The organism is uncultured Cocleimonas sp. (assembly GCF_947495625.1).
Classification (GTDB): domain Bacteria; phylum Pseudomonadota; class Gammaproteobacteria; order Thiotrichales; family Thiotrichaceae; genus Cocleimonas.
In genome coordinates this window covers 96320-121521 of record NZ_CANLZW010000007.1, presented here as the reverse complement: position 1 = coordinate 121521, position 25202 = coordinate 96320, and the positions used below count along the sequence as shown (strand labels likewise).

Genomic DNA, 25202 nt, shown 5'->3' with positions numbered 1-25202 from the left:
ACTTTAAAGATCATCTAAGCTTTCCAATCGATCAATGAGATCTGAGGCTGAATTTTTAGACGATTTACCATCTGTAATTAGATAGTCTCGGCGCTGCAACCAGGCATCTCTGATGGCAATATATTGATCATTAGATATGTTCTCAAATGCTCTTTCTTCATTGAGTAGATCTGCTCTTTTATCAATTAACTCAAGAGCCATATAATACAAGCTTTCATCTGAGTAATTGGTTAAATCGGTAACTCTATCCACAGTAAATTTTGCACCAGCATCACGAATAGTCGATGGACCGAAGAATGGTAACATTACATAAGGACCAGAACCTACACCCCAACGTGCAAGAGTCTGCCCAAAATCCTCATTATGCTTCTCCAAACCTGCCGCAGAAGCGACATCTAGCAAACCAGCAAAACCAAACGTTGAATTAAATACAAACCGCTCAGTATCATTAATGGCATCACTGACTTTGAACTGTAATAGATTATTAATTGCGTTACCTACATCACCCAAATTTGAAAAGAAATTTGTGACACTAGTATCTACGAAGTCTGGAGTGACAACCTTATAACCCTTTGCAACTGGTTTTAAGAAATGTTTATCCAAACCTACATTGAATGAGTAAATACTGCGATTGAATTTTTCGAAAGAGTCTATATTAGATGAATTATTCGCATCAGAAGTTACACCTGCACTTGAGGATTCTACTCCATTAGCTTGTGTTTTATTTTGACTACATGCCGTTAAAGACATTAGTAATGTCAAACTCAAAAAAACGTTTTGAGTAATTTTGTTAGTTTTTAATCCCATTATTCTCTTCCTTAAGAGATAAAATTCATTATAAAAAATTTAGATAATGAATTCGTAATTATATATTGAGGGGATTATATGTAAATTTTGTATTAATGTATTATTATATTAGAAACTTAAGCTTTTAATTCGCTACTTTTTCGTCCACATGACTATCTAACATATGGTTTCTAATGACGATTTCCAAAGGCCCTGGTCGTGCAATTTCATATCCCTGACCATAATCTACGCCCATTTCTCTTAGCAGATGAATGATTTGCTCATTCTCTACATACTCAGCTATGACTTTAAGATTCATCGTATGACCAACCTGATTAATTGACTGCACCATCGTTTTTGCAACTTCATCATTAGCGATATTTTTAACGAAACTACCATCAATTTTCAAATAATCAACATCTAGAGATCTTAAGTAACCGTAAGAACTGACACCCGTTCCAAAGTCATCTAATGAGAACTTACAACCCAATGCTTTCAAAGATGCCATTAATGAATTAATTAATGTTAAATCCTCAACAGCAACCTGTTCCGTAATCTCGAAACACAACATCTGTGGATCTACCCCAGAACTTTTAATTTCCTTAGCAACAAAATCAAGAAAATGTGGATCATTTAGACTCTGACCAGATAAGTTAATCGCAAAAACAGGAAGTGGGCTTTGCTCAGGCAATGTACTGATTTGCTTTAATACATTTCTAATAACCCATTTATCTAATTCAGGCATCATCGAATAATATTCAGCAGCAGATATAAACTCATCAGGCGCTATTGGATTTCCTTTCTCATCAGACAGTCGAATCAATAACTCATAATGATAGAAAGGTTTCTTAAATTCGCTCTCCTTCAATGGATGAATAGGTTGCGCGTGCATGCGGAAACGATTTTCCTGAAGTGCTTTCTTGAGAATCATTACCCACTCAAGATTACCTTCCATTTTCTGGATTTCTGAATCTTCTGGCTTATAAGCAGATAGACGATTACCACCGCGCTTATTTGCTAGATTACACGCCGTATTGGCTTCAGAAATCGCTCTGGTTGAAGAAGTCGTTGTTTGATCCACAACCACAAAACCACAACTCATAGTAATTGAGTATTGCTGACCACGTGACATGAATTTGTATTCAGAGACATCGCTTAAAATTTCTTGAATAGTTTTAATCGCTGAAGCCAACTTGCGCTCACAGAAAACCACTGCAAACTCATTAGCTCCTACTCTTCCGACGATATCTAACTGAGTATACAAATGATTCTTGATTTGCTCACCCATGCAGGTAATAAGGTTATCACCACTGGCATAACCAATCGTATCGTTGATCACTTGAAATTGATCAATTGAGAAATAGGCCAATACATGTTTCGAACTGTGCTTATGCGCGTTATCTATAAGTTGCTTAACTTCAGCATCAAATGATTTACGATTTAACATTCGCGTCAAACCATCGTATGTTTCAAGGTTTGATAGTTTAGACTCAAGCGCTTTTCGTTCTGTAATATTATCTAGAACAAGTAATATATGATCTTGCTCCTGATCACCGTAACGTCTCAATGGAATAAGATTTAATTCAATAGATACTGTCTGATTCATCGTTGTTTGTAATAAACAATCTCGCGTCATGCGTTCCCTTAACAGTGAGGTATCACCACCTAATACACCTTGTAAAACTCTGCCAGTATTAGCATTGAGTAAGGTAAAGATCTCACTATAATCACGCCCCATAACACGCCTGAGCTTGCAACTAAGCATATTCTCGGCTTCTGGATTCAGATATATTATTTTGTTATCAAGATTGAGTATTACGATGGGCTCAGGAAGTAATTTATATGCATCTTCCTGACAATTTTCCGATGATTCTTCGAATTGAGTTTTATGTTTCTTATAGTAGTAAAACATATAAAGACCCATAGCGATGATTATCAACATCAAGCTGATTATCACTATGGAAAGAATATTTATTTCAGTATTAGGCACGAATTATTATATGTCTTATTAGAGACTAGTAATCTCAATTTATTATTATTGCTAATATTTTTACACAACCTAAATGAATCTAAGCTTAAGTTGAGCCCTGAATCGTTTGATCTACTTCAATTCTATAAAATAAATCAATAGACATAAAAAAGCCGCCTGATAAAAAGGCGGCTTTCTGTAAAAAGTAAAAATTATACTTTTTCTTTGATTCTTGCAGCTTTACCAGTAAGACCACGTAAGTAATAAAGCTTTGCACGACGTACAGCACCTTTACGCTTAACTTCAATACCAGCAATAGTGTGACTGTAAGTCTGGAAAACACGCTCAACGCCTTCACCGTAAGAAATCTTACGAACTGTAAACGCAGAGTTTAAACCACGATTTCTAATTGCAATAACAACGCCTTCGAAAGCCTGAATACGTTCGCGCTCTCCTTCAACAACTTTAACTGAAACTACAACAGTATCCCCAGGATTGAAATCAGGAACTTCTTTGCTCATTTGCGCGGCTTCAATTGCCTGAATAATCGTACTCATGTTTATACCTCTAAACCTATGTGTTATTTCTTAAAATATTTCAAATATTCATCAAGTAATTTCTGATCTTCATCACTTAATGATCTGTTTTCTAATAAATCAGGACGTTTTTGAAATGTTCTTCCTAACGCCTGTTTTCTTCGCCAACTAGCAATCGCTTTATGATCACCACTCTTCAAAACTGCCGGCACTTCTAAATCTTCAACAACCTCTGGCCTAGTGTAATGACCATGATCTAACAAATCATCACTAAATGAGTCTTGCTCTGCTGACTCATTATGACCTAATACTGATGGTAGTAAGCGAGTAATACCGTCTATTACTACCATTGCTCCAAGCTCACCACCACTTAAAACATAATCACCAATAGACCATTCTTCGTCGACTTCTAATTCAATTACGCGCTCATCAACACCTTCATATCGGCCACATAACAAAATCAGAGATTGCTCATTAACCGAAGTATCTAGCAACATTGATTGTTCTAACGGCTTACCCTGAGGACTTAAGTAAATTACTTTTGTCTTTTCAGGAGCTTGTTTCTTAACTTCACGAATTGTCTTCAATAAACAATCCGCTTTCATGACCATTCCTGGTCCACCGCCATAAGGACGATCATCAACCGTTCGATGAACATCTTCTGTTTGATCCCGAGGGTTCCAACAGTGCAACTCAATCAAATCACGTTTTTTTGCCCTACCTGTTACACCAAACTCTATAACAGCTTCAACCATTTCAGGCATCAATGTAATCACATCAAAACGCATGAGAACCTAAAACTCTGGATCCCAATCAACAATCATCAAGGACTTTTCAAGATCAATCGACTGTATAACATCACCCATAATATAAGGCAGCATACGCTCTTTGATCTCTGTACCGTCAGTATCTTTAACAATTAAAACATCGTTACTGCCAGTATCGAAAAGCCAGTCAATTATTCCTAGCTTTTCACCTTCTTTTGTCTCTACAGAAAGACCAATTAAGTCCCTCCAGTAGTATTGACCTTCAGCGAGTTCTTTCAACTGATCCTTATGGATAGCAATTTCAGAACCTACAAATGCTTCAGCCTGATCGCGATAGTGAGTATTTTCAAGCAAAGCGATAATATTCTTACCCTGCTTTTTACCATCGACAACCTTTATTGGCTTCCAATCATCCCCTCTTCTCTTGATAAACCACTCTTTGTATTCAGTGATTTGTTCACGAGGAGAAGTATGAGAGAAAACCTTAACCCATCCTTTTATTCCATGTACTCCGGAGATTTCTCCCAGAATGATGTAATCGTTAGATTGGCTCATACAGCCGAATCAATCTAATTAAGAAGCTACAGCAGTTTTAGCTGACTCTTTTAATAAAGTAGAGATACGTGTAGAAAGTTGCGCACCTTCTTTGATCCAATGATCAACACGGTCTTGCTTAAGCTCTAAACGAACTTCCTGACCAGTTGCACGAGGATTAAAAAATCCTAGTCTTTCAATATATCCACTGTCACGTGGCTTACGTGAATCAGTAACAACAATTTTGTAAAAAGGACGTTTCTTAGAACCGCCACGAGCCATACGGATTGTAACCATAATCTTAAAATCTCAATTAACGCTAAATACTCAACAAATCGTTCTTCATTTATATCTAGGATATGAATGAATCACAAAATACGAGCAACTAACTATCTTGCCCTAAAGCAACAGAAAAATAATCGCGCAATTCTACGCTTTTTATTTGAAAAAGAAAGTATATTTTCTAATGAAATAAACGAAAAGTGCCAGTTTTAATTATTACTGGTCATTTTGCATTTAAAAAGTGCTTCCAGAAATCAGATTGTACCCTAAATTCCAGAATCTACATACCGGGAAAACCACCACCGCCACCCATTCCGGGAGGCATTTGACCTTTCATGCCACGCATCATTTTCTTCAAGCCGCCACCTTTAAATTTTTTCATCATTTTACTCATTTGCTTATGTTGCTTGAGTAAACGATTAACGTCTTGAATTTGCAGACCGCAACCTGCAGCGATACGCTTTTTATGTGAACCTTTGATGACCGCAGGAAAACGTCTTTCTTTTGGCGTCATCGAATTAATGATAGCAACCATGCGATTTACTTCTTTATCGCCAGCACCATCTTGAACGGCCTGAGTCATCTTACCCATTCCTGGCAACTTATCCATTAAGCCACCCATGCCACCCATCTTTTGCATTTGAAGCATTTGATTACGCAAATCCTCCAAATCGAAACCTTTACCCCTATTCAGCTTCTTTGCTAATTGCTGGGCATCTTTATGGTCAACTTTACGCTGCGCTTCCTCTACTAAAGAAAGTACGTCTCCCATTCCAAGGATACGAGAAGCCATTCTCTCTGGATGGAACGGCTCTAGCTCATCAATCTTTTCACCCATACCGATGAATTTGATTGGCTTGCCAGTCACTTCACGTACAGATAGGGCTGCACCACCACGTGCATCACCATCAGCTTTGGTCAATACAACACCGGTTAGTGGCAATGCATCACCAAATGCTTTTGCGGTATTCGCTGCATCTTGACCTGTCATAGCGTCAACGACAAATAAAGTCTCTACTGGATTAACCGCTGCATGGATTAATTGAATTTCTTCCATCATGTCAGTATCAACATGTAATCGACCTGCTGTATCCACTAACAGCACATCGATATGATTTCGCTTGGCATACTCTAAAGCAGCCTTTGCGATATCAACAGGTGACTGCCCTACATCACTTTCGATGAAGGTTGCTTCAACCTGACCTGCCAATGTCTCTAACTGCTTAATCGCCGCTGGACGATAAACGTCACAACTCACCATTGCGACAGTCTTCTTTTCTCTTTCTTGAAGAAGTTTGGCTAATTTACCTGCAGTGGTTGTTTTACCAGCACCTTGCAAACCCGCCATTAACACAACAGCTGGTGGTTGAGCATTTAAATCAAGAGACTCGTTTGCCTCACCCATGATTTTGACAAGTTCGTCATTAACAACTTTAACCAGCGCCTGACCAGGAGACAAACTCCCCTGCACTTCAACACCAATGGCGCGTTCTTTGACTTTATCAACAAAGGTTCTAACAACTGGTAGCGCAACATCCGCTTCCAATAAAGCCATGCGAACTTCACGCATAGCATCTTTAATATTGTCTTCTGTTAGTCGCGCCTGACCTTTTAGTTTCTTGACTGTATGGGAAAGACGATCACTTAAATTCTCAAACATCTATAAATACTCTTTTATGTTTTGTTCTTTTCTTTAAAATAGGCTCTAAAATGAGCCTTAAAACAACTCTATAAATAAAAAGTTATTCTTTAATTAATTTTTTTAAACGACAAGTAATCGTCTAGTATAACATTAGCTTTCATTACTCTATAATGAATATCTTAGTCGACACGCATTATAATTAGAGACTAACAAAATTTCATCCCAGTAAATCAAAGATATTATAAAGAGATCAAACAGACGATAACTCATGACAGCTAACTTATTGAACTTTGCGGCGATTATATTCTATTTAATCAGTTGGTATATGATAACTGCCTGTGTTCGTGCCAGCATAGAAAATCCTGATACCTGTAAAGACAAAAGAAAATACTTTTTTATTGTCTGGTTTATTGCTCTAGCCATTCACATTATAAGTATTCATACGCCTTTAATGAATGGAGAGCCGTTATCATTTAGCTTCTTTACCTTATCTTCTTATGTCATGTGGTTTATCAGTCTATTACTGTTTATAACAACCATCACCAGAAGGATCGAGTCACTAGCCATTATTGTACTCCCTATTACGGTAATCAGCCTGCTTAGCAGCACCATTGGCTCAGGCTCAGAAAGAGTCGTGCATATGCATAGCGGTCTGGGCATTCATATTTTAATTTCACTGTTAGCTTACAGCGTATTAATGCTGGCATCATTCCAGTCACTGCTGTTACATACCCAGAACAAGCACTTGCATAACCGCCAAAACAATGGCTTCATTCGTACACTTCCTTCGCTTGAAGATATGGAACACTTCCTATTCAGGCTGATTAACATTGGCGTGATTTTATTAACGATCAGTCTCGTTACCGGTTTCTATTATCTTGAAAACCTATTTGGCTCGAATGTCGCGCACAAAACCATTCTCTCCATTATCTCCTGGGTGATTTTTACTTCACTACTAATTGGACGATGGAAATATGGCTGGCGTGGTAAAATAGCCGTTCGCTGGACCCTCGCAGGATTTTTTGTATTGGCATTGGCTTTTTTTGGCTCAAAATTCATTCAGGAATTTATTGTCGATAAACCAATAGCTCAAATTGACACCCCCCTACTTTTAGAAAGAAATAGTTAATACACGTGGACATCAATGAAATTCCAGTAGGAATATTATTCCTGGTGCTCATGATTCTATTTTTCATGTCAGCATTTTTCTCAGGAACAGAAACGGCATTAATGTCGTTAAATCGCTACAAACTTAAGCACCTTTCGAAAAAGAACAAAGGCGCGAAACTCGCAATGCAACTCCTGCAAAAACCAGACAGGCTAATCGGCGTGATTCTGATTGGCAACAATCTGGTTAATATCCTCATCACTCAATTAGCCACCTATCTCGGTTTTCTTCTGGGCGGTAGCGCTGGTGTAGCCATCTCCACAGGACTGTTAACCTTAGCTCTGTTAGTGTTTGCCGAAGTCACCCCAAAAACCATTGCTGCGTTGCGCTCAGAACAGATTGCACTGCCTGCATCTTATGTATATGTAGTTATGCTGAAGTTTGCTTACCCTCTGGTTTGGGTAATAAATCTCTTTGCAAATATGGTGGTGCGTCTGGTGGGGGTTGACCCTCATGCCACCGATGATCAATCACTGAGTCACGAAGAACTTAAAACCGTCGTCATTGAAGCCAGCGGATTAATCCCCGAGAACCACCAAGACATGCTTATGCGTGTTCTGGATATGGAATCAATCACCGTCGAAGATATTATGATTCCACGAACCGATATCAGCGGCATCGACCTTACGGATGACTGGAATGATATTGAAGAACAAATCCTGCGCAGTAATTTTACCCGCCTACTGATTTACCGAGGCAGTATTAATAATATTGTTGGCTTCTTGCATTTACGCCGCATCATGCCTTTGTTCCATGAAGACAAAATGGATCGCGAGCGCTTTGAAAACCTCATATCGCCCGCACACTTTACCCCAGAAGGTGTCCCACTAACGCAGCAATTGATTAACTTTCAGGACGAACGCCGCCGCATGTCATTAGTTGTCGATGAATATGGCGATATCCAGGGACTTGTAACACTCGAAGATATTCTAGAAGAAATTGTTGGGCAATTTTCAACATCGCCAGCCAACTTCGATTACGAAGCAAAAGTAAACGAAGACGGTTCGATCTGGATCGAAGGTGCCATGCATATTCGTGACATCAATCGTCAATTGAATATGGAACTACCTACCGACGGCGCGAAAACCATTAATGGTCTCGTTACAGAAGAACTCGGACATATACCTACACCGGGAACCAGCATCCTGATAAACGACTACCCGATGGAAATCAGAAAAACACAAAATAATGTGATAAAAACACTGATTCTTTATCCACGAATTAATGATCACAGACGCATCATAGAAGATTAAAAAATGGCAAAACCTAAGACTGAATATCATTGCACCTCCTGTGGCACCGTCCACATCAAGTGGGAAGGCCAATGCAGTGAATGCAAGGAATGGAACACACTTGAAGAAAACGCCGTACAAAGTAGTTCAGCAGCGGGCACAGTGGCAGCAAAAGGTAGCCGTTTTCAAAGTTATTCGGGTGATGTCGGGCAAATTAAATCGATTAAAGACATCGACCTTAAAGCCGTACCACGCACCAAGACAGGACTATCCGAACTCGATCGCACCTTAGGTGGCGGATTAGTCCAAGGCTCAGTTACACTCATTGGCGGTGACCCCGGCATTGGTAAATCAACCATATTGATTCAAGTACTCGCCAGCCTGTCTGATCTGCGCACGCTCTATGTCACCGGCGAGGAATCATTGCAGCAAGTCTCGATGCGCGCCACGCGTTTAGAACTCCCCACCGAACCATTACGCTTACTCACAGAAACCTGTGTAGAACGCATTATCGAACATGCCATGCATGAAAAACCCGATGTGATGGTGATCGACTCGATACAAACCATCCACACCGAAGAACTCAATTCAGCCCCCGGTGGTGTTAGCCAAGTACGTGAAGCCACCGCAAGACTCACACGTTTCGCCAAACAAACCAACACCTCACTATTTATTGCGGGCCACGTCACCAAAGAAGGCACACTCGCTGGCCCACGCGTATTGGAACATATGGTCGATACTGTACTCTATTTTGAAGGTGATCCCGGTGGACGCTATAGAATCTTGCGCGCAGTAAAAAATCGTTTTGGCGCAGTCAATGAACTTGGCGTATTCGCAATGACCGAAAAAGGTCTGATCGGCGTAAATAACCCGTCAGCCATATTCCTTTCCCGACATGAAACACCCGTAGCCGGCAGTGTGATAATGGTTACACGCGAAGGCACACGACCTTTGCTAGTAGAAGTACAAGCACTCGTTGATGATAGTCACGGACAACAGGCACGACGAGTTGTAATCGGTTTAGAACAAAACAGAATTGCCATGCTACTCGCAGTACTTCATCGCCACGGCGGTGTATCGATGTTTGACCAAGATGTATTCATTAACGTTGTCGGCGGAATGAAAATTACCGAAACCGGCGCCGACTTAGCGATGATACTCGCGGCCCTATCCAGTTTTAAAAACAAACCGCATCCATCAGATCTAGTGGTGTTTGGCGAAATTGGCTTAGCAGGTGAAATTCGCCCCGTACCCAATGGCGAAGAACGCCTCAAAGAAGCCGCAAAACACGGCTATAAACGCGCTATTATTCCAAAAGGTAATATGCCGCAGAAACCGATTCCTGGAATGAAGATAATGACAGCACAGCGATTGGAAGATGCTCTGGATTACTTGTAGTAGAGTTTAAAGGACACCCCCTACCTTTTCGGCACTTTTTTCAAATTAACACATCTATAATTTGGAATGTTAAACTAATAAAACTCTTACTAATTAAACAGTAAATCAGAAGATGAAAATCACCACTCTATTACTTTGTCTTTTATTTATCCCTTCTCTAGCAACATCTAGCAAGAAAGAAGATTGCATAGACTTCCTTCAAGAATTAAATTTAAAACCTACCGAGCTAACGTTCCAAAGCTGCAAAAAAGTCGAAAAAGCTCCAGCCGTTCTTTTTGAATCTTATTACTCAGTTTCAGGAGTACAAGCCAAAATCGTCGAAGACTTCTTACACAAAAAGTTCAACTTAAAAAGGCTACGTTTTGTTTGTTGTGGTTGGGAGACTAACCCTACAACTTACCAAAGCAAAAATGGAGATACCTATTCAATCAATATGCATTCATACGATGAATACAATTTCCAAGAAAAGTGGCGAGACTACAAAGAATTTAAAGTTATTATTGGCAAATATATAATTTTGCCGTAAGCGGGTATTACCCTCCCTGCTTTTATCAAAAAAATATGCTTAATTGATATAACTCTCACCTGATTTTAAGCGAGAATAAAGAATCGAAAGCCGTCATGAATTCGTGAAAATATTTTGTGAAAACATTTTCTGAATATCTTATCTAATCATTCCTATACTTAATTAAAAAGTAACAAGGAGTACCCATGTCACTGAGCAAAGAACAAATAGAACATTACCGGGAATTTGGCTGGGTTTCTCCTATAGATATCATGAGTGAAGACGAAGCAGCTTATTATCTTTCGCGACTAGAGCAAGCTGAATTAGATTACCCAGGTCAGTTTTCTGCCAGATATCGTAACAACGCGCATATTTCATTCCCGTTTATGGCTGAGCTTGCTTTCAATAAAAAGATAGTTTCTGCAGCCGCTTCTTTGGTGGGCGAGAATATGAGTTTATTGGGCACTGTTTTATTTGCCAAAGAACCTAAATCTTCTTCCTATGTCAGCTGGCATCAAGACGCTACTTATATGGGTTTAGCTTCTAATAATTTGACTACAGGCTGGCTAGCATTAACCCACAGTAATCTCGAAAACGGTTGTGTTGCGGTAATACCTAAAACCCATCACCAAGGAATGGTTAAGCACAACGATACGTTTGGTGAGGATAATATTTTAACGCGTGGACAAGAAGTAGCAGACATAGACAAATCAACCGCAGTGAACTTAATCCTGCGCCCAGGACAAATGTCCTTTCATGGACCTTGGTTAGTCCATGGTTCATTACCGAACAATAGTGATAGTCGGCGGATTGGCTTAGCCTTGCAATCTTATTTAGGCGATGATGTTAAGCCAGCTCGTGGTGAGCATCATGTGATGCATATTCAAGGAGCACCAGTCTCTAATGATTTTATAGAAGTCCCTCGACCTAGTGAAACCTATTCAGAAGAAAACAGATTAGCCAGAGACAAAGCTAATGATGCCTTTGCAGATGTACTTTACGAAGGCGCCAAAATGAAACGTAATATGTAAAAAAAGACACCCCCTACCTTTTAGGCTATTTTTTCAATCTAGCTCACAGACCGCTCCTGAAATTGCAACTCAGACAACCGCTTATACAGAGGCGAACTCTCCAACAACTGATCATGGTTACACGAGAAGGCACACGCCCACTGTTAGTTGAAGTACAGGCGCTCGTTGATGACAGCCACGGGCAACAAGCAAGACGAGTCGTCATCGGCCTAGAACAAAACCGTATCAATATGTTACTTGCGGTTCTATATCGCCACGGTGGTGTATCGATGTTTGACCAAGACGTCTTCATCAATGTAGTCGGCGGAATAAAAATTACCGAAACCGGCGCCGACTTAGCGATGATACTCGCGGCCCTATCCAGCTTTAAAAACAAACCACACCCATCAGATCTAGCCGTTTTTGGCGAGATTGGCTTAGCAGGTGAAATTCGCCCAGTAACCAATGGTGAAGATCGCCTCAAAGAAGCTGCTAAACATGGCTACAAACGCGCCATCATTCCAAAAGGCAATATGCCACAGAAACCAATTCCTGATATGAAGATAATGACAGCACAGCGGCTGGAAGATGCTTTGGATTATCTTTAGGTGAATTATAGTCACCCCCCTACTTTTAGTAGGTTTTGGTGCTTACTCGATAAAAAATCTAAGTAAAATAAATCAATATACTTACCATTTGTTCAGTTAATGAAAAAAGTAAACAAAAGCAATAAATTTATTGTGATATAAGTAAAGAATTACTGAAGTTCTCTAAATAATCTCAAAAAAAGTAGGCCAACGGCACGATAATAAATTAAAAAACCATCGGCCTTATTAATAGTCTGTTAGTCCCCCAAACTACCCACAATTGGTATTGAAAGATGAATAAACATGATGAATTACCGGTAGACCATGAAATTCCACTAATTGCATGGCTTAACAAGGCAATTAGAGCTGCCATGAGCATTTTAGCCATTTTAATGGTGCTAGTTATTTTTTGGGGAGTTGCAGATGTTGTATTTGTGCTTTATGAGAAACTACTATCACCTCCGCTTTTTATTCTTGAAGCATCTGATATATTAAAATTGTTCGGAGCCTTTTTAATGGTTTTAATAGGGGTAGAGGTTTACCAAAATATAGTTCTGTATTTGAAAACAAATATAATCCCTTTGAAACTAGTTATTTCAACCGCCTTAGTGGCAATTGCAAGAAAAGTTATTGTTCTGGATTTCAATGATATTGGGCCAATGTATATTCTATCAACAGCTGCTGTAACTTTGGCGCTAGGAATAACGTATTTCTTAATAGATAGACAGAATAAAGATTCGTAAGAACAGATTATTAGAGCCCGAACTGATTGTATATTGCGCCACAATGGCTCCCGGCACTTTTTAAGGAGTTAATATTTATGCCCTTATGGTCAAAAGTTTGTTGAACATTTTATTCCTCTTTACTGGTATAGCATTGCTTACCATAGGTGGTGAAGCATTGATTCGTGGCTCTCTAGCTGCGGCAAGACGTTTGGGTGTTTCGCCCTTGCTTAGTGGCATTGTTATTGTTGGTTTTGGTACTTCAGCTCCGGAGTTGGTAGTTTCCGTTAATGCTGCAATAGAGGGAAAGCCAGATATAGCTATTGGAAACGTTGTTGGCAGTAATATTAGTAATATATTATTAATTCTAGGAATTTGCGCGTTGATCACACCGTTAACGGTCAAACCATTGGTGCTAAAACGAGACGCTGCGACGGTAGTTGCAGCAAGCATATTGTTCCTCATTCTGGTAGGAGGAAGTGCTCTCGGTCGTGCCGATGCTGCTATCTTGCTTGCTGCCTTATTTGCTTACTTAATTTGGGCTTATTGGAGCGAAAGCTTCCACGCTTCACCTGCGGGGGAGCTACATCGAGCAGAATCAAAAGAAATATCTGTTGATTCGAAGTCAACGCTTTGGATTGTATTTGCCATAGGTCTTGGTTTGTTGTTATTAATAGGTGGTTCACAAGTTCTACTAATTGGGGCTATTGGCATTGCAGAACACTATAATGTACCAGAAGCCGTGATTGGTTTGACGCTAGTGGCGGTAGGTACATCTCTTCCAGAATTGTCTATATCGGTAATTGCAGCAGTTCGCCGACACGCTGATGTAGCGATTGGTAACATACTAGGAAGTAATATCTTCAACTTACTCGGAATTCTGGGTGTGTCAGCACTTCTTCAGCCACTTCCGGTTCATGCAAGAATCCTGCAGTTTGATCAATGGGTCATGCTTGGGACGTCTTTAATCTTGCTTTTGTTCTTGTACACGCAAAGACACCTGAGCCGACTTGAAGGTGGAATGTTACTGATAGGTTACGGCATATATGTCTGGCTAAGTTTTACGTTATTCCGTGGTTAACAAAGTTACTCGGTGCTGTGAACAAATACCCGAGGAAATGAAACAGTCAAAAGAGCAGCGAAAAAACTTATCAAATTCAAACAGATATTAATAAAATGACACCTCCCCCCACTTTTAGCCTATTTTCCAGAAACAGCCTAGCTCACCGAACGCTCCTGAAACTGCAACTCAGACAACCGCTTATACAGAGGCGAACTCTCCAGTAACTCATCATGCTTACCCTGCGCAACGAGTTTCCCCTCTTTTAATACTGCAATCGAATCAGCGTTACGAATAGTCGCTAAACGATGCGCGATAATCACTGTCGTTCGACCTTGCATTAAGTACTCTAAGGCTTGTTGAACGCGGTGCTCGCTTTCAGCATCTAGCGCTGATGTCGCTTCATCCAATAATAAAATCCTGGGGTCTTTTAAAATAGCTCGAGCAATGGCAATTCGCTGACGTTGTCCACCTGACAGGCGAACACCCTGCTCGCCTAAAAAGCTCTCATAACCATCAGGGAGTTTTCGTATAAATTCATGAGCATTAGCCGCTTTGGCGGCTTCAATCACTTCTTCTTTTGTGGCATCGGGCTTGCCGTAACGTATATTGTACATTACGTCGCTACTGAATAAAGTCGGTTGCTGAGCGACTACTGCAAGTTGTGAACGTAGGTCGCTAGGAAGAAGCTCTCGGATGTCTGTTTCACCTAAAGTTATAGTGCCCTGATCTGGATCATAGAAACGTTGCAGTAATTCGAAAACCGTTGATTTACCCGCGCCAGAAGGGCCCACTAGCGCCAGAGACTTACCTTCTTCAATGACTAGATTCAAATTATCCAAGGCCGCTACATCTGGTCTTGATGGATAATGAAAAGTGACGTTTTTAAACTGCATTCGCGAGCCGTTTTTATTAATACTACCTGCGCTTTTTGGCTTACTTGGCAAATCGATAACGCTCTTGATTGATAGTAATTCAAACAACCTTTCAGCTGCGCCAGCGGCACGTTGAACATCGCCAATCACTTCAGAAATAGTGGCAACAGAACCCGCGACCACAATCGCATAAAACACAAACGCACCTAGTTCACCGCCAGTCATAACACCATTGATCACATCATTGCCACCGACCCACAACATTGCCGCAATAGCGCTGAAGATTAACGAGATAACGACAGCAATTAACATGGCGCGTTGTTTAATACGTTTACGCGCTATCTCAAAAGCACCTTCGACGTGACCTGCAAACGCCTTACGCTCATTAGCCTCTTGAGTGTAACTTTGCACTGTTTTAATCTGTTGGATGATCTCGCCTGCATGGCTGCCGACATCGGCAATGGTGTCTTGGCTTTTGCGTGATAACTTTCGAACTCGACGGCCAAATAAAATGATCGGGACTAACACAATGGGCACACCGACAAGTACGAACATGGTCAGCTTTAAATTTGTAATTAAAAGCAGTATCAGCCCGCCACTAAAGGTAAGCAATGATCTCAATGCCATTGCTGCTGACGAACCAATGACCGTTTGTAGCAAGGTCGTATCGGTAGTCAGCCGCGACATGATTTCGCCGCTGCGGTTCTCTTCAAAATAGCTGGGATGCAGTGTTATCAGGTGATCAAATACGGCCTGTCGAATATCCGCAGATACCCTTTCACCCAACCACGAGACCAGATAAAAACGCGCATAAGTCCCAATTGCCATCAGCGCTGCAATTGCAATAATAAAAAGCGAAGCAGTATTGAGTTTATCGACAGAGCCCGCAACAAAACCATCATCGATGAGTATTTTTATACCCTGACCCATTGCCAGGGTAACTCCGGCGGTGAATATTAAGGCACACCCAGCCGCCACTAGCGTACTTTTGTAATTGAGTAAAAAACGGCCTAGCTGGATGAGCACTGAATAACTTTTATTTGCCATATATGGATTCTGCTGAGGGTTTGTTTTAGTATTGCATGGATGTAGGAAATGAACGCATACACTTTTCTAACTACTTGATTAACACCTCCAAAAATATCATCTCAGAGAGCTTAAGTATTAGGCGTTTTAACTAGACTTCAATGCGCATAGTCAATCTAGATAAGATTTAGATATAACGATAAAGGATTTAAAACAACTGTCCGTTGGCTTGCCATTTCTTGGTTCTTGATGATCCTAAAAAGCCACCTCCCCACTTACAGGCACTTTTTTGAAGTAATTATTATCTAACCTTTAAATATCAATGCCGCTCAACTAGCAAGAATAAACACTACAACATAACACCAATAATCTGCTTAAGCGCCAACACAGAAAGCAATACCAATATCACCCGATCAAACACGACTGCATTCATTCGTCTACCAATCATTTCACCGACAGGCAAACCTGCAAGCAATGGGATAAAAGCAAACAAACCCACAATAAATGTTTGAACATTCATCAAGCCGTAGGCTATTAGTAGTGGTATTTGAGCGACGCACATTGCGATAAAGAACACCGATATTGTAAAAATAAACACCGACCGGTTTAACTTAATAGCGTTAAGAAAGGTAAGAGATACAGGACCTGAAATACCGAGCGCTCCTTGCAATACTCCCCCACTCAAACCGGCATACCAGGCTAATTTTTTTGCACGTTCAAGCGGCAGTTGGAACACGGGCTTGGTCAGCCTTAATACGATATAGGCGAGCACAATAAGCGCCATTAAAATATTCAGTTGATCTACGGGCACGTAGGCAAGCATCATCGTCCCAAGTGCTGCGCCTAATAAACCGGCAATAGCGAAATTACGCGTGAATCTGGGTTCCAGGTTGTAGTTTCGATATTTATAAATCTGCAACGTATTGCTGAGAATGTTCGGAACAACCAGAATAGTTACCGCAAGACGTATATCATAGAACGCGGTGATCACCGGTATGGCAACAATAGGCATTCCCACACCCGTTGCCCCTTTTAGGACTCCGCCTAAAAATATGGCAAAGAAGATTGCCAGAACCCCAAAAGAGTCTGTATTTGAAAGATTAGAAAACATTTTATTTCACTGGATTCTCGTAACAACGTATTCGTTTTACACCTAAAACAGATTGTTTTATTTTAGATACTGATACTATCGTAGTAGGTATCCGTTGATTCTGTCGTTTTTCATACTCCAAATGTACGACTAAATATGCAGAGTGATGTTTTTGATTATGTGATTAAAGTAGCAACCTGAACAAAACGATCCGCATTTGCCGGTGACTCCGCCGCTATAAGCTCTGCATTCATGCCATCACTGGTCATAACCCTTTGTAAAGCCTGTTCTTCACTTAAACCAACGTCCACATGACGTTTCATCAATCGTCGCTTACATTCATCCACTGAGACATTCAGATACCATGCTTCATCAAATACTAAATCTCGTAATTGACTCCAGGGATCAGCATCCAGAAGCAAATAATTTCCTTCAACCAGCACAATCCGATGGGTTTTCAACAGTTTTATATCGTTTTCAATAGGATCGCCGATACGATGATCAAACGAAGAAAAGGAGCCCTCGCCCGAGCGTTTAGCCTCAATAAGATCATTGATGAACTTGGCTGAATTGAACGTAAAAGGTGCACCCCTTCGCATGTGAGCCTCTGCAGGGTCATCCATTTGATCCAGCTCGCTTCGATAGTAATGGTAGCCATCAAGAGGAATGACGAGCAATAAATCCTCCAGGCGTTTTTGCAACTCTGCAGAAAGCGTACTTTTCCCACTTCCTGGGCCACCTGCAAGCCCTATCCACAGCTGTTCTCCTTCGGCCATTTTATTGGCTCTGTCTCTAAGCTCTGCTGCTAGCTCATCATATTCTTGCATGTGTTTCAGACTCCTTATTTAATTGAAGAATAGTTGAAAAGCTTAAGAACACTGCTAAATATTTTACGATCTTATTTATTAGTCATAAAAACACACCCTTTTTATAATAAAACACACCCCCCTGGTTTCAGGCGTTTTTTTTCTAAGCTATCATCCAGCAATCACTTAAACCAATCATAGATAAAAAACCAATGGCCCATTCCGATAGACCCAATCCTGAAACAATTACTCTGGAAAACGGCGACTTAGCCGCAACACCCGATCAAGTGATCGCCGCTATCGAAGCGTTAAACTTCGAACAGGAAACCAAAGTCCACGAACCACTTTTCACTGTGGAACAATCCAAAAAAGTGACTTTCGACAAACCCGGCGCAAAAACCAAAAACCTATTCTTACGCAATAAAAAAGGTCGTATGGTTTTATTAGTGGTTGAACAAGATTGCATGATTGAGTTAAAGGAACTGCGCGACAAATTAGAACTCACTGGCGGACATTTATCGTTTGCCAGCACTGATCGATTGGGTCAATACCTTGGCGTGGTGCCTGGTTCAGTATCACCGCTAGCATTAATCAATGATCATTCAAACAGCGTACAAGTCTTTATTGAGAAGGCTTTAATCGAACAGGGATGGATTTATATGCACCCTTGCAGAAACACCCACACCACAAGAATGCGTTGCGGTGATTTACTCACATTGCTTGAAAGCTGGAATCATCCGGCAGGGATAATAGAATTTTGAATCAGGCATTTTTTATTATCACTTTCCATTAATCGGCTGAAAAGGCACTAACTGTAAATCACGTTATAATGGGGGCTAAAACAATAACAAGGCGCTCGTCATGCCATATATAGAAAAACACAAACTAACCGCAATTGGTATTTATATCATCGTTGTATTATTCGAATGGTTTAGCGGTGGACAACAAAATGGATTGGCAGCCGCTGCCGTTTTGGGCTTACTGCTTCTATTGATTATATTCAGTGGCGTTTTTGCGTTTCTGGGAAGTTTTGGCTTTATGGAGTCATTTGCAAGTGACCACAGTGATGGACTCTCATCAAACGCTGTCTCTTTCTTAAGCTGGATTTTATTTTTAATTGGCTGTGCTTTTTTTCTATTTAATTTGAATATTAATTAATTTCTAGTAGAAAAGTAGAAAGTAAAAAGACACCTCCCAACTTTTAGGCCGTTTTCGTGGGAGATAAAGCCTAAAACCCGGAAGGTGTCATATTTATTCAAAGCTGAATCAAGATCATTAAGAACAATTCAACTTTAAATAAAACGGAAAACTATATGGAGCCATATAGCCTGTTGATCAAAATTGTGTTTTTTGTGTTTCTATCTATCATTAAATATCTATACACAAGCCATCTATAAAAAACGATCACTCTAAAAATAAACTAATTTCTACCTCTAGAAATTCGTATGGCAACGTCATTTAAACCCACACGTTGCGCTACTTTGACAGCTGTTTCGCCTGATTTATTTTTATGCGCCAAATCAAACTGTCGAGTTGCGATCAATTCATTGATGATTCTTTTATTGCGCCCTTCTAGCGCATGAAACAATGCATTGTTACCAGAATCATCGATGGCTTTTAAATTACCACCGCTTTTAACAATCTGTTTGAACAGTGTTTCGTTACCTTTTTTAGCAGCATAATGCAGTGCTGATGCACCTTTGTTATCCTGCATATTGATGTTTCTACTTTTCTTTATCAGCAATGATGCAATTTCTTGTTTATTCGTTTTAATCGAATAAATGAGAGGTGTGGTTCCCGAGTTGTCTGCAACATCAACCTTAGAACCGTGCTTAATCAAATTTTCTACAATGGCGACGGTGCTGGTATCAACCGCATGCATCAAAGGTGTGGTGTTATGCACCGATACATCCAGGTTCAGATCTACGCCATTACGAACCAAAGACTCAACCAGATCAGTATTTTGAGATTCTATCGCGTTAAGTAATTCATCAGCTTTTGTAAAAGCAAAAGCCTGTGTGTTTAAAGCAATAATAAGTGTGGTGGCAAGTAATTTTGTTTTCATTTTTATGATTCCCCAATCATTTTTTTATAACTTATTATGATCTCCCACCACCACAATTCATGTCCCTTTTTCGCAATCACTCGTGATTGCTGACAAGTTAGTAGCCTGGAATTCAATTCAGGTTCATTTTATTTTTAAAGGGGTAAACTCTGGAATCAGAGCCAGATGAATAATTTCATATTAATCTACATAGTTAAAGTCACCCCCCTACTTCTGGGGCTTTTTTTACAATGTTTGATTTGGCTTGAACCGTTCTGATTAGACAAATCTTGTTTTATCAACCTACAACCGACTCTTTAATCACATTGTGATATTCTGCTAGTCAGATGAATATGCCTCAAAACAAGCCCTTATTACTCCTGATCGATTTACAAAAAGCCATCGACCATCCCGATTGGGGCGAGCGTAATAATATTGATGCTGAAGAAAACATAGCAACGCTTTTAGCGCACTGGCGAAACAACGACTTGCCCATCATCCATGTAAAACACACGTCTGTGGAACCCAATTCTCACTATCGGCCGCATCAGGAAGGGAATGATTTTAAAGCGGTTGCCCAGCCTGAAACACACGAAGAAGTTATCGAAAAACACACAAACAGTGCTTTTATAAATACACCTTTAGAACAAATTTTGCGCGAGAGAAATATTCAAGATATCGTCATTATCGGTGTGATTACCAATAACTCGGTAGAAGCGACTGCGCGTATGTCCGGTAATTTAGGGTTTAATACAACCGTCGTTTCAGATGCGACTTTTACTTTCGGCAAAAAGGACTATTCGGGAAAGTGGCATAATGCCCAGCAAATTCACGATATATCATTATCCAATATGGCTGGTGAATATGCGCAGATTATAAGCACTAAGGAATTACTTAGTTCTATAGATTAAAAACCAATGCATTTTAGATGACGACCTGATTCAGTCACTATTTTGCAGCGCTTCCTGACAGAAACACAAAAGGTATCGCTAACGGACCAAACACCAAGCCCATCACTGTCCAGAAAGCGGTATTTGCTCCTCGGTTTTTGGCCAAATAATGACAAACAACGCCACTTATTAAAAAAGGAATCGACCCTATCAAGTAAAACATAACACCTCTATTGTGTTTGATTTATGCAGTTAAGCTGCTCGGAATAATCGCTTCAGGATATCACTTAACACCACGATATCGGGATCTTGTTTGCGTTTCGTTTGATAAGCAAAGCCAACAGGAAGCTTGAATGAAGCCTCGGGCCAGACACAGATTTCACCTCTATCAAGCATGGGTTGTGCTTCTTCTTCCATAATTAATGCCAAGCCCGCTCCTGACTTTATTAACTCATTCACATAAATTTCAGAGGTCGCTTCCGTATTCCATTCGGGTGATTTCTCGATGCCTTCAAACAACCTATCCAATATATCAAGATAAGGACATTGAGGCGCAGGATAGATCCAGGGCAGATTAGCGAGACTTTCGATGTCTTCATTTAATAGCTGATCTTGCCATTTAATTGAACCCGCGATGTGAATAGTTGTTTCTGTTAGCTGGATACTTTCCAGGTTTTTATCATCGTTTTGGCCGAAGAAGAACGTCCCATCCAGAGATCCATTGGATAATTGCTCCATAAGTACGGGGGTGTTACCCGCCACAATATTCGCTTTAACACTGGGGTGATGGGTGCGTAATTCGTCGATGAGTTTTCCCAGCTTTAAAAACACCGCGTCAGCATTCAAACCAATACGTAACTGCGTTGATACTTTGTTTTGCAGCATTTTAGCCTGTAAACGAATCTCGTCACTCGACTCCAAAATCTGCAAGGCCTTAAGTTTTAGTGCTTCACCATTTTCAGTCAGCTGCATACCTGTTGAAATTCGATTGAAGAGTTTGATATCGAACTCTTCTTCAAGCGCTTTTATATGCGCACTGAGTGCAGGCTGACTGATAAATAAACGATCCGCAGCTTGGGTAAGATTGCCTGTCTCGGCAATCGTGATAAACGATTTTAGTTGGTAGAGTTCCATTCAATCATGTTGACATTATTTATCGAACTGAACAATCGTATTTGCTGATCGGCGCGTTTTGAATAAGTTATTGGGTGTTATTGATTAATTAAGTCACCCCCCTACTTTAAGACACTTTTTTCAATAAACCGTTAAAGACGCGATGATCTAACCACAAAGGCAGCCACACACATTAGAAATGCGATGAAAGAAGTCACTACCCTTAATAGATTCGCACTGTTCCAACTGTCTCTCGTCGCTTCCCAATCGTTTGGCAGATTAGTGATATTCCATGATTCAGTATAATAATTGAGTGGTAAATTAACTTGTTTGGTGTAAATAATAACGCCAACGATATAGATCACCGAAGCTAAAACGAGCATCCAGAAACTGACTGATCGACGTTGTTTGAGATTAAACAATATGGCAATCACAGAAAATGCCCCTCCTCCAAAAAAGAAGATAAAGAACATCGAGTGACGCACGTTTTGATTAAACAGAGATTGAACTTGCGCATAGGTGGCTCCATCAACTTGCTGCATCGCGTAATTCACATTAAATGAATAAGTCCAAAAGAAGCCCGCCATAATGCCAAAAGCAATGGTGGCGATTGCCAGAGAAGTGTTCTCCATTAAGGTAAATCCGTGATTACTTTTCATCGTTGTCATATCCATATCTAACGCCTTAAAACGTGTCAGCTTTAGTCAAATTGCTTAGTCTTAGAAACTAAAAAATTAACCGTACACCTGTGTACGTATTTGATATTTACTGTACACCTATGTACGATAACTGTCAAAACCTGTTATCAACGAACACAGAGCAAATGAAGAAACACTGAGATGAAAACCAATAAACAAGAACAACGCAGAGCAGAAATTGAGTCAGCTGCCTATACGCTTCTCGCTGAAGTCGGTTATAAAAAAACATCGATGCTGGCAATTGCGAAGAAAGCTTCTGCCTCTAATGAAACCCTGTATAAATGGTATGGAAACAAGCAAAACCTGTTTGCATCTCTAGTGAAAAAAAATGCTGAAACCGTCGAACGACAGTTACAAAAATCAATTGATAATCAATCAGATACTATAGAAACATTAACCATAATCGGACCACTGATACTCGAACTTATCAGTAGCGAAAAAGCAATTTTATTGAACCGTGCAGCCGTATTTGATGTCAATGAGACTAATACTTTGGGTTCTACAATTGCAGAACAGGGACGAATGAAGGTCACCCCCCTACTTTTAGCCGTATTTCAACAAGCGGTTGATAATAAGTTGTTTAAAAATGCCGATGCGATTGAGATGACACAAGTATATCTCAATTTATTAATCGGAGATATTCAGATACAGCGAGTGATTGGCGTATTGGAGGTTTTACCAACGGATATTATTGAGCTACGCTCCAAACTGGCGCTGAAATGCATTAAACAATTGTATACATCATAAAACCATATAAATCATAAAACCATATAAATCATAATCTGGTAAAATTTAGCCATGAAACATACAGCAAATAATCGTCGTAAATTCATTCAATCATTATTGGCATTACCGTGTTTGAGCATATTGCCTGTAAGCGCTGCAATGCGGACACCAAGGGCAACAGAAGGCCCTTTCTATCCCACAAAATCAATGCGATATGGCGATATTGATAATGACTTAGTGAAGATATCTAATGAGGTTAAACAGGCGGGTGGAGAAGTGTTACACCTGCAAGGACGCGTTTTAGATACTAACAATAAACCCATCAAGGGCGCTCGTGTAGAAATCTGGCAATGCGATGCTAATGGGCATTATCTGCATACAGGCGATAGAAACCCTGTACCATTAGACAAAGCCTTTCAAGGATTTGGACACACTATTTCAGGTCATAATGGCGAATACTCATTTCGCACCATAAAACCCGTCTCATACCCTGGCCGCACGCCGCATATTCACGTGAAAGCTTTTGCCAATGGACGTGAGCTGACGACTCAGTTTTATATCGATGATTATCCTGAAAACGATTATGATTTCCTGTTCAACCGTATGTCACTTGAACAACAAGAAGCAGTTAGTATGCGTTTAAAGCAGGGAAAAGAAGGATTAGAAGCGACTTTGGATATTATCGTTTAAGTTTTTAAGTCGATTCGAAAATGCTCCACAGCCAACCCTGTTTTAGACTCAATCAAAAACGTTTATACTAAGCGCCAAACTGAAATCTTTGATTAAGAAAACGTTACAAAAAGTCTCTTTACAAAGATTTCGAAATAAACAGATGTGAGAGAAGAGTAATCGTGAGACTAAACGCAGAAGAATTTGGAAAACTTGAACATAAATCCATTACCCTATTGGGAATGTCGGGTGTGGGTAAAACCTTTTTATCGAATATTCTACGCCAGAGCGGCTGGTTTCATTACTCCGGTGATTACCGAATCGGCACGCGTTATTTGAGCGAGCCTATTCTGGATAATATTAAAATTCAGGCGATGCAGGTTCCGTTTTTGCGTGATCTATTACGCTCGGATTCTATCTATATCAACAATAATATGACCTTCGAAAACCTCGATGCAGTATCGACCTTCTTAGGTAAAATTGGCGACCCTGAATTGGGTGGTTTATCACTCGAGGAATTCAAACGCCGTCAAAATCTGTTCTACCATGCTGAACACGCAGCCATGTCTGATGTTCCAGAATTTATGAGTAAAGCGCGCCAAATATATGGTTTAAATAACTTTATCAATGATGCTGGCGGCAGTCTTTGTGAAATAGATGATGATGCCTTGCTTGATATGTTGGCAGACAACACCATTATTTTATACATTCAAGCTAATAAAGATGACGAGAAACGTCTTATTGATCGTGCAACAGCATCGCCGAAACCGATGTATTACCGCGCTGAATATCTGGATGAGCAACTTGCCATTTATATGGAAGAAAACCAGCTCGAATATGTAGCGATGATAGACCCTGATGCGTTTGTTCGCTGGGTATTTTCGCGACTTTTCTACAGTCGCATTCCCCGCTATGAAGCGATTGCAGAAAAATATGGTTACACCATTAAAACCGAAGATTTATATCAGATTAAAACCGAATCTGATTTTCTAGAATTAGTGAAAAAAGCTATTACGGAGCAGACTTAGTTTTTATTAGTATGCTTAGTTTACTGAATCTAAGTGTTA

Annotated in this window: 27 protein-coding genes and 1 pseudogene; 14 read left to right on the top strand and 14 right to left on the bottom strand. The window is 40.2% G+C overall.

The window, feature by feature from the left end; genetic code table 11:
• Positions 1-3: 3 nt before the first annotated feature.
• The 7 genes from Q1A31_RS05855 to ffh form a co-directional block, all read right to left on the bottom strand.
• Positions 4-807: a VacJ family lipoprotein gene (locus Q1A31_RS05855; protein WP_299873707.1), complete on the bottom strand. Its 804-nt coding sequence runs from the start codon at positions 805-807 to the stop codon at positions 4-6.
• A 124-nt stretch (positions 808-931) separates the two neighbouring features.
• The gene (locus Q1A31_RS05850) at positions 932-2698 is read right to left on the bottom strand and encodes an EAL domain-containing protein (protein WP_299873705.1); all 1767 of its coding nucleotides are present in this window, start codon (positions 2696-2698) and stop codon (positions 932-934) included.
• A 269-nt stretch (positions 2699-2967) separates the two neighbouring features.
• Positions 2968-3312 carry a 50S ribosomal protein L19 gene (rplS, locus tag Q1A31_RS05845; protein ID WP_299873701.1) on the bottom strand — a complete coding sequence of 115 codons (345 nt, stop codon included), beginning with the start codon at positions 3310-3312 and terminating at the stop codon, positions 2968-2970.
• 23 nt (positions 3313-3335) lie between these two features.
• The gene (trmD, locus tag Q1A31_RS05840; RefSeq protein WP_299873698.1) at positions 3336-4079 is read right to left on the bottom strand and encodes a tRNA (guanosine(37)-N1)-methyltransferase TrmD; all 744 of its coding nucleotides are present in this window, start codon (positions 4077-4079) and stop codon (positions 3336-3338) included.
• 6 nt (positions 4080-4085) lie between these two features.
• Entirely contained in the window at positions 4086-4613 is a 528-nt protein-coding gene (gene rimM / locus Q1A31_RS05835; protein ID WP_299873695.1) for a ribosome maturation factor RimM, read from the bottom strand.
• 18 nt (positions 4614-4631) lie between these two features.
• Entirely contained in the window at positions 4632-4889 is a 258-nt protein-coding gene (rpsP, locus tag Q1A31_RS05830) for a 30S ribosomal protein S16 (protein ID WP_299873692.1), read from the bottom strand.
• A gap of 265 nt (positions 4890-5154) precedes the next feature.
• Positions 5155-6534: a signal recognition particle protein gene (gene ffh, locus Q1A31_RS05825; protein WP_299873689.1), complete on the bottom strand. Its 1380-nt coding sequence runs from the start codon at positions 6532-6534 to the stop codon at positions 5155-5157.
• 250 nt (positions 6535-6784) lie between these two features.
• Between ffh and Q1A31_RS05820 the strand changes: the two genes are divergently transcribed.
• The 8 genes and pseudogenes from Q1A31_RS05820 to Q1A31_RS05785 all read left to right on the top strand — a co-directional run bounded on the left by Q1A31_RS05820 (position 6785) and on the right by Q1A31_RS05785 (position 14219).
• Positions 6785-7645, top strand: a complete 861-nt coding sequence (locus Q1A31_RS05820) for an inner membrane protein YpjD (protein WP_299873687.1) — start codon at positions 6785-6787, stop codon at positions 7643-7645.
• Between the two features lie 5 nt (positions 7646-7650).
• Positions 7651-8937 (top strand): HlyC/CorC family transporter, encoded by a 1287-nt coding sequence (locus Q1A31_RS05815; RefSeq protein WP_299873684.1) that lies wholly within the window; start codon positions 7651-7653, stop codon positions 8935-8937.
• A 3-nt stretch (positions 8938-8940) separates the two neighbouring features.
• Positions 8941-10314, top strand: coding sequence for a DNA repair protein RadA (gene radA / locus Q1A31_RS05810; protein ID WP_299873681.1), 1374 nt, complete (start codon positions 8941-8943; stop codon positions 10312-10314).
• A 112-nt stretch (positions 10315-10426) separates the two neighbouring features.
• Positions 10427-10840 carry a DUF4952 domain-containing protein gene (locus tag Q1A31_RS05805; RefSeq protein WP_299873679.1) on the top strand — a complete coding sequence of 138 codons (414 nt, stop codon included), beginning with the start codon at positions 10427-10429 and terminating at the stop codon, positions 10838-10840.
• A gap of 185 nt (positions 10841-11025) precedes the next feature.
• Entirely contained in the window at positions 11026-11850 is an 825-nt protein-coding gene (locus Q1A31_RS05800) for a phytanoyl-CoA dioxygenase family protein (RefSeq protein ID WP_299873677.1), read from the top strand.
• A gap of 107 nt (positions 11851-11957) precedes the next feature.
• A pseudogene (locus Q1A31_RS05795) lies at positions 11958-12437 on the top strand (magnesium chelatase domain-containing protein); the annotation flags it as partial.
• A 272-nt stretch (positions 12438-12709) separates the two neighbouring features.
• A complete protein-coding gene (locus tag Q1A31_RS05790; RefSeq protein ID WP_299873674.1) occupies positions 12710-13159 on the top strand; it encodes a phosphate-starvation-inducible PsiE family protein in 450 nt (149 codons plus the stop codon).
• A gap of 97 nt (positions 13160-13256) precedes the next feature.
• On the top strand, positions 13257-14219 hold the full coding sequence (locus Q1A31_RS05785) for a calcium/sodium antiporter (RefSeq protein ID WP_299873671.1): 963 nt from the start codon (positions 13257-13259) through the stop codon (positions 14217-14219).
• Positions 14220-14356: 137 nt separating this feature from the next.
• Here the strand turns inward: Q1A31_RS05785 and Q1A31_RS05780 are convergent, their stop codons facing one another.
• The 3 genes from Q1A31_RS05780 to Q1A31_RS05770 form a co-directional block, all read right to left on the bottom strand.
• A complete protein-coding gene (locus Q1A31_RS05780; RefSeq protein WP_299873668.1) occupies positions 14357-16120 on the bottom strand; it encodes an ABC transporter transmembrane domain-containing protein in 1764 nt (587 codons plus the stop codon).
• 328 nt (positions 16121-16448) lie between these two features.
• A complete protein-coding gene (locus Q1A31_RS05775; RefSeq protein ID WP_299873665.1) occupies positions 16449-17210 on the bottom strand; it encodes a sulfite exporter TauE/SafE family protein in 762 nt (253 codons plus the stop codon).
• A gap of 155 nt (positions 17211-17365) precedes the next feature.
• Positions 17366-18016 (bottom strand): AAA family ATPase, encoded by a 651-nt coding sequence (locus Q1A31_RS05770; RefSeq protein ID WP_299873662.1) that lies wholly within the window; start codon positions 18014-18016, stop codon positions 17366-17368.
• A 191-nt stretch (positions 18017-18207) separates the two neighbouring features.
• Here Q1A31_RS05770 and Q1A31_RS05765 point away from each other — a divergent pair, with 191 nt between their 5' ends.
• Entirely contained in the window at positions 18208-18756 is a 549-nt protein-coding gene (locus Q1A31_RS05765; RefSeq protein WP_299873660.1) for a prolyl-tRNA synthetase associated domain-containing protein, read from the top strand.
• A 100-nt stretch (positions 18757-18856) separates the two neighbouring features.
• A complete protein-coding gene (locus Q1A31_RS05760) occupies positions 18857-19153 on the top strand; it encodes a hypothetical protein (protein ID WP_299873657.1) in 297 nt (98 codons plus the stop codon).
• Between the two features lie 262 nt (positions 19154-19415).
• Here Q1A31_RS05760 and Q1A31_RS05755 read toward each other — a convergent pair whose 3' ends face one another.
• Positions 19416-20060 carry an ankyrin repeat domain-containing protein gene (locus tag Q1A31_RS05755; RefSeq protein ID WP_299873654.1) on the bottom strand — a complete coding sequence of 215 codons (645 nt, stop codon included), beginning with the start codon at positions 20058-20060 and terminating at the stop codon, positions 19416-19418.
• A gap of 326 nt (positions 20061-20386) precedes the next feature.
• On the opposite strand from Q1A31_RS05755, the gene Q1A31_RS05750 reads away from it, so the two are divergent.
• Positions 20387-20950, top strand: coding sequence for a cysteine hydrolase family protein (locus Q1A31_RS05750; protein WP_299873652.1), 564 nt, complete (start codon positions 20387-20389; stop codon positions 20948-20950).
• Between the two features lie 37 nt (positions 20951-20987).
• Here Q1A31_RS05750 and Q1A31_RS05745 read toward each other — a convergent pair whose 3' ends face one another.
• The 3 genes from Q1A31_RS05745 to Q1A31_RS05735 form a co-directional block, all read right to left on the bottom strand.
• A complete protein-coding gene (locus Q1A31_RS05745) occupies positions 20988-21152 on the bottom strand; it encodes a hypothetical protein (RefSeq protein WP_299873649.1) in 165 nt (54 codons plus the stop codon).
• 29 nt (positions 21153-21181) lie between these two features.
• Positions 21182-22063: a LysR family transcriptional regulator gene (locus Q1A31_RS05740; RefSeq protein ID WP_299873646.1), complete on the bottom strand. Its 882-nt coding sequence runs from the start codon at positions 22061-22063 to the stop codon at positions 21182-21184.
• A 131-nt stretch (positions 22064-22194) separates the two neighbouring features.
• On the bottom strand, positions 22195-22716 hold the full coding sequence (locus Q1A31_RS05735; protein ID WP_299873644.1) for a DUF1772 domain-containing protein: 522 nt from the start codon (positions 22714-22716) through the stop codon (positions 22195-22197).
• A gap of 165 nt (positions 22717-22881) precedes the next feature.
• On the opposite strand from Q1A31_RS05735, the gene Q1A31_RS05730 reads away from it, so the two are divergent.
• From Q1A31_RS05730 to Q1A31_RS05720, 3 genes are all read left to right on the top strand, one after another.
• Entirely contained in the window at positions 22882-23487 is a 606-nt protein-coding gene (locus tag Q1A31_RS05730; protein ID WP_299873641.1) for a TetR/AcrR family transcriptional regulator, read from the top strand.
• A gap of 51 nt (positions 23488-23538) precedes the next feature.
• Positions 23539-24156 carry a protocatechuate 3,4-dioxygenase gene (locus tag Q1A31_RS05725; protein ID WP_299873638.1) on the top strand — a complete coding sequence of 206 codons (618 nt, stop codon included), beginning with the start codon at positions 23539-23541 and terminating at the stop codon, positions 24154-24156.
• Between the two features lie 161 nt (positions 24157-24317).
• Positions 24318-25163 (top strand): ATPase, encoded by an 846-nt coding sequence (locus Q1A31_RS05720; protein ID WP_299873635.1) that lies wholly within the window; start codon positions 24318-24320, stop codon positions 25161-25163.
• Positions 25164-25202 lie beyond the last annotated feature (39 nt).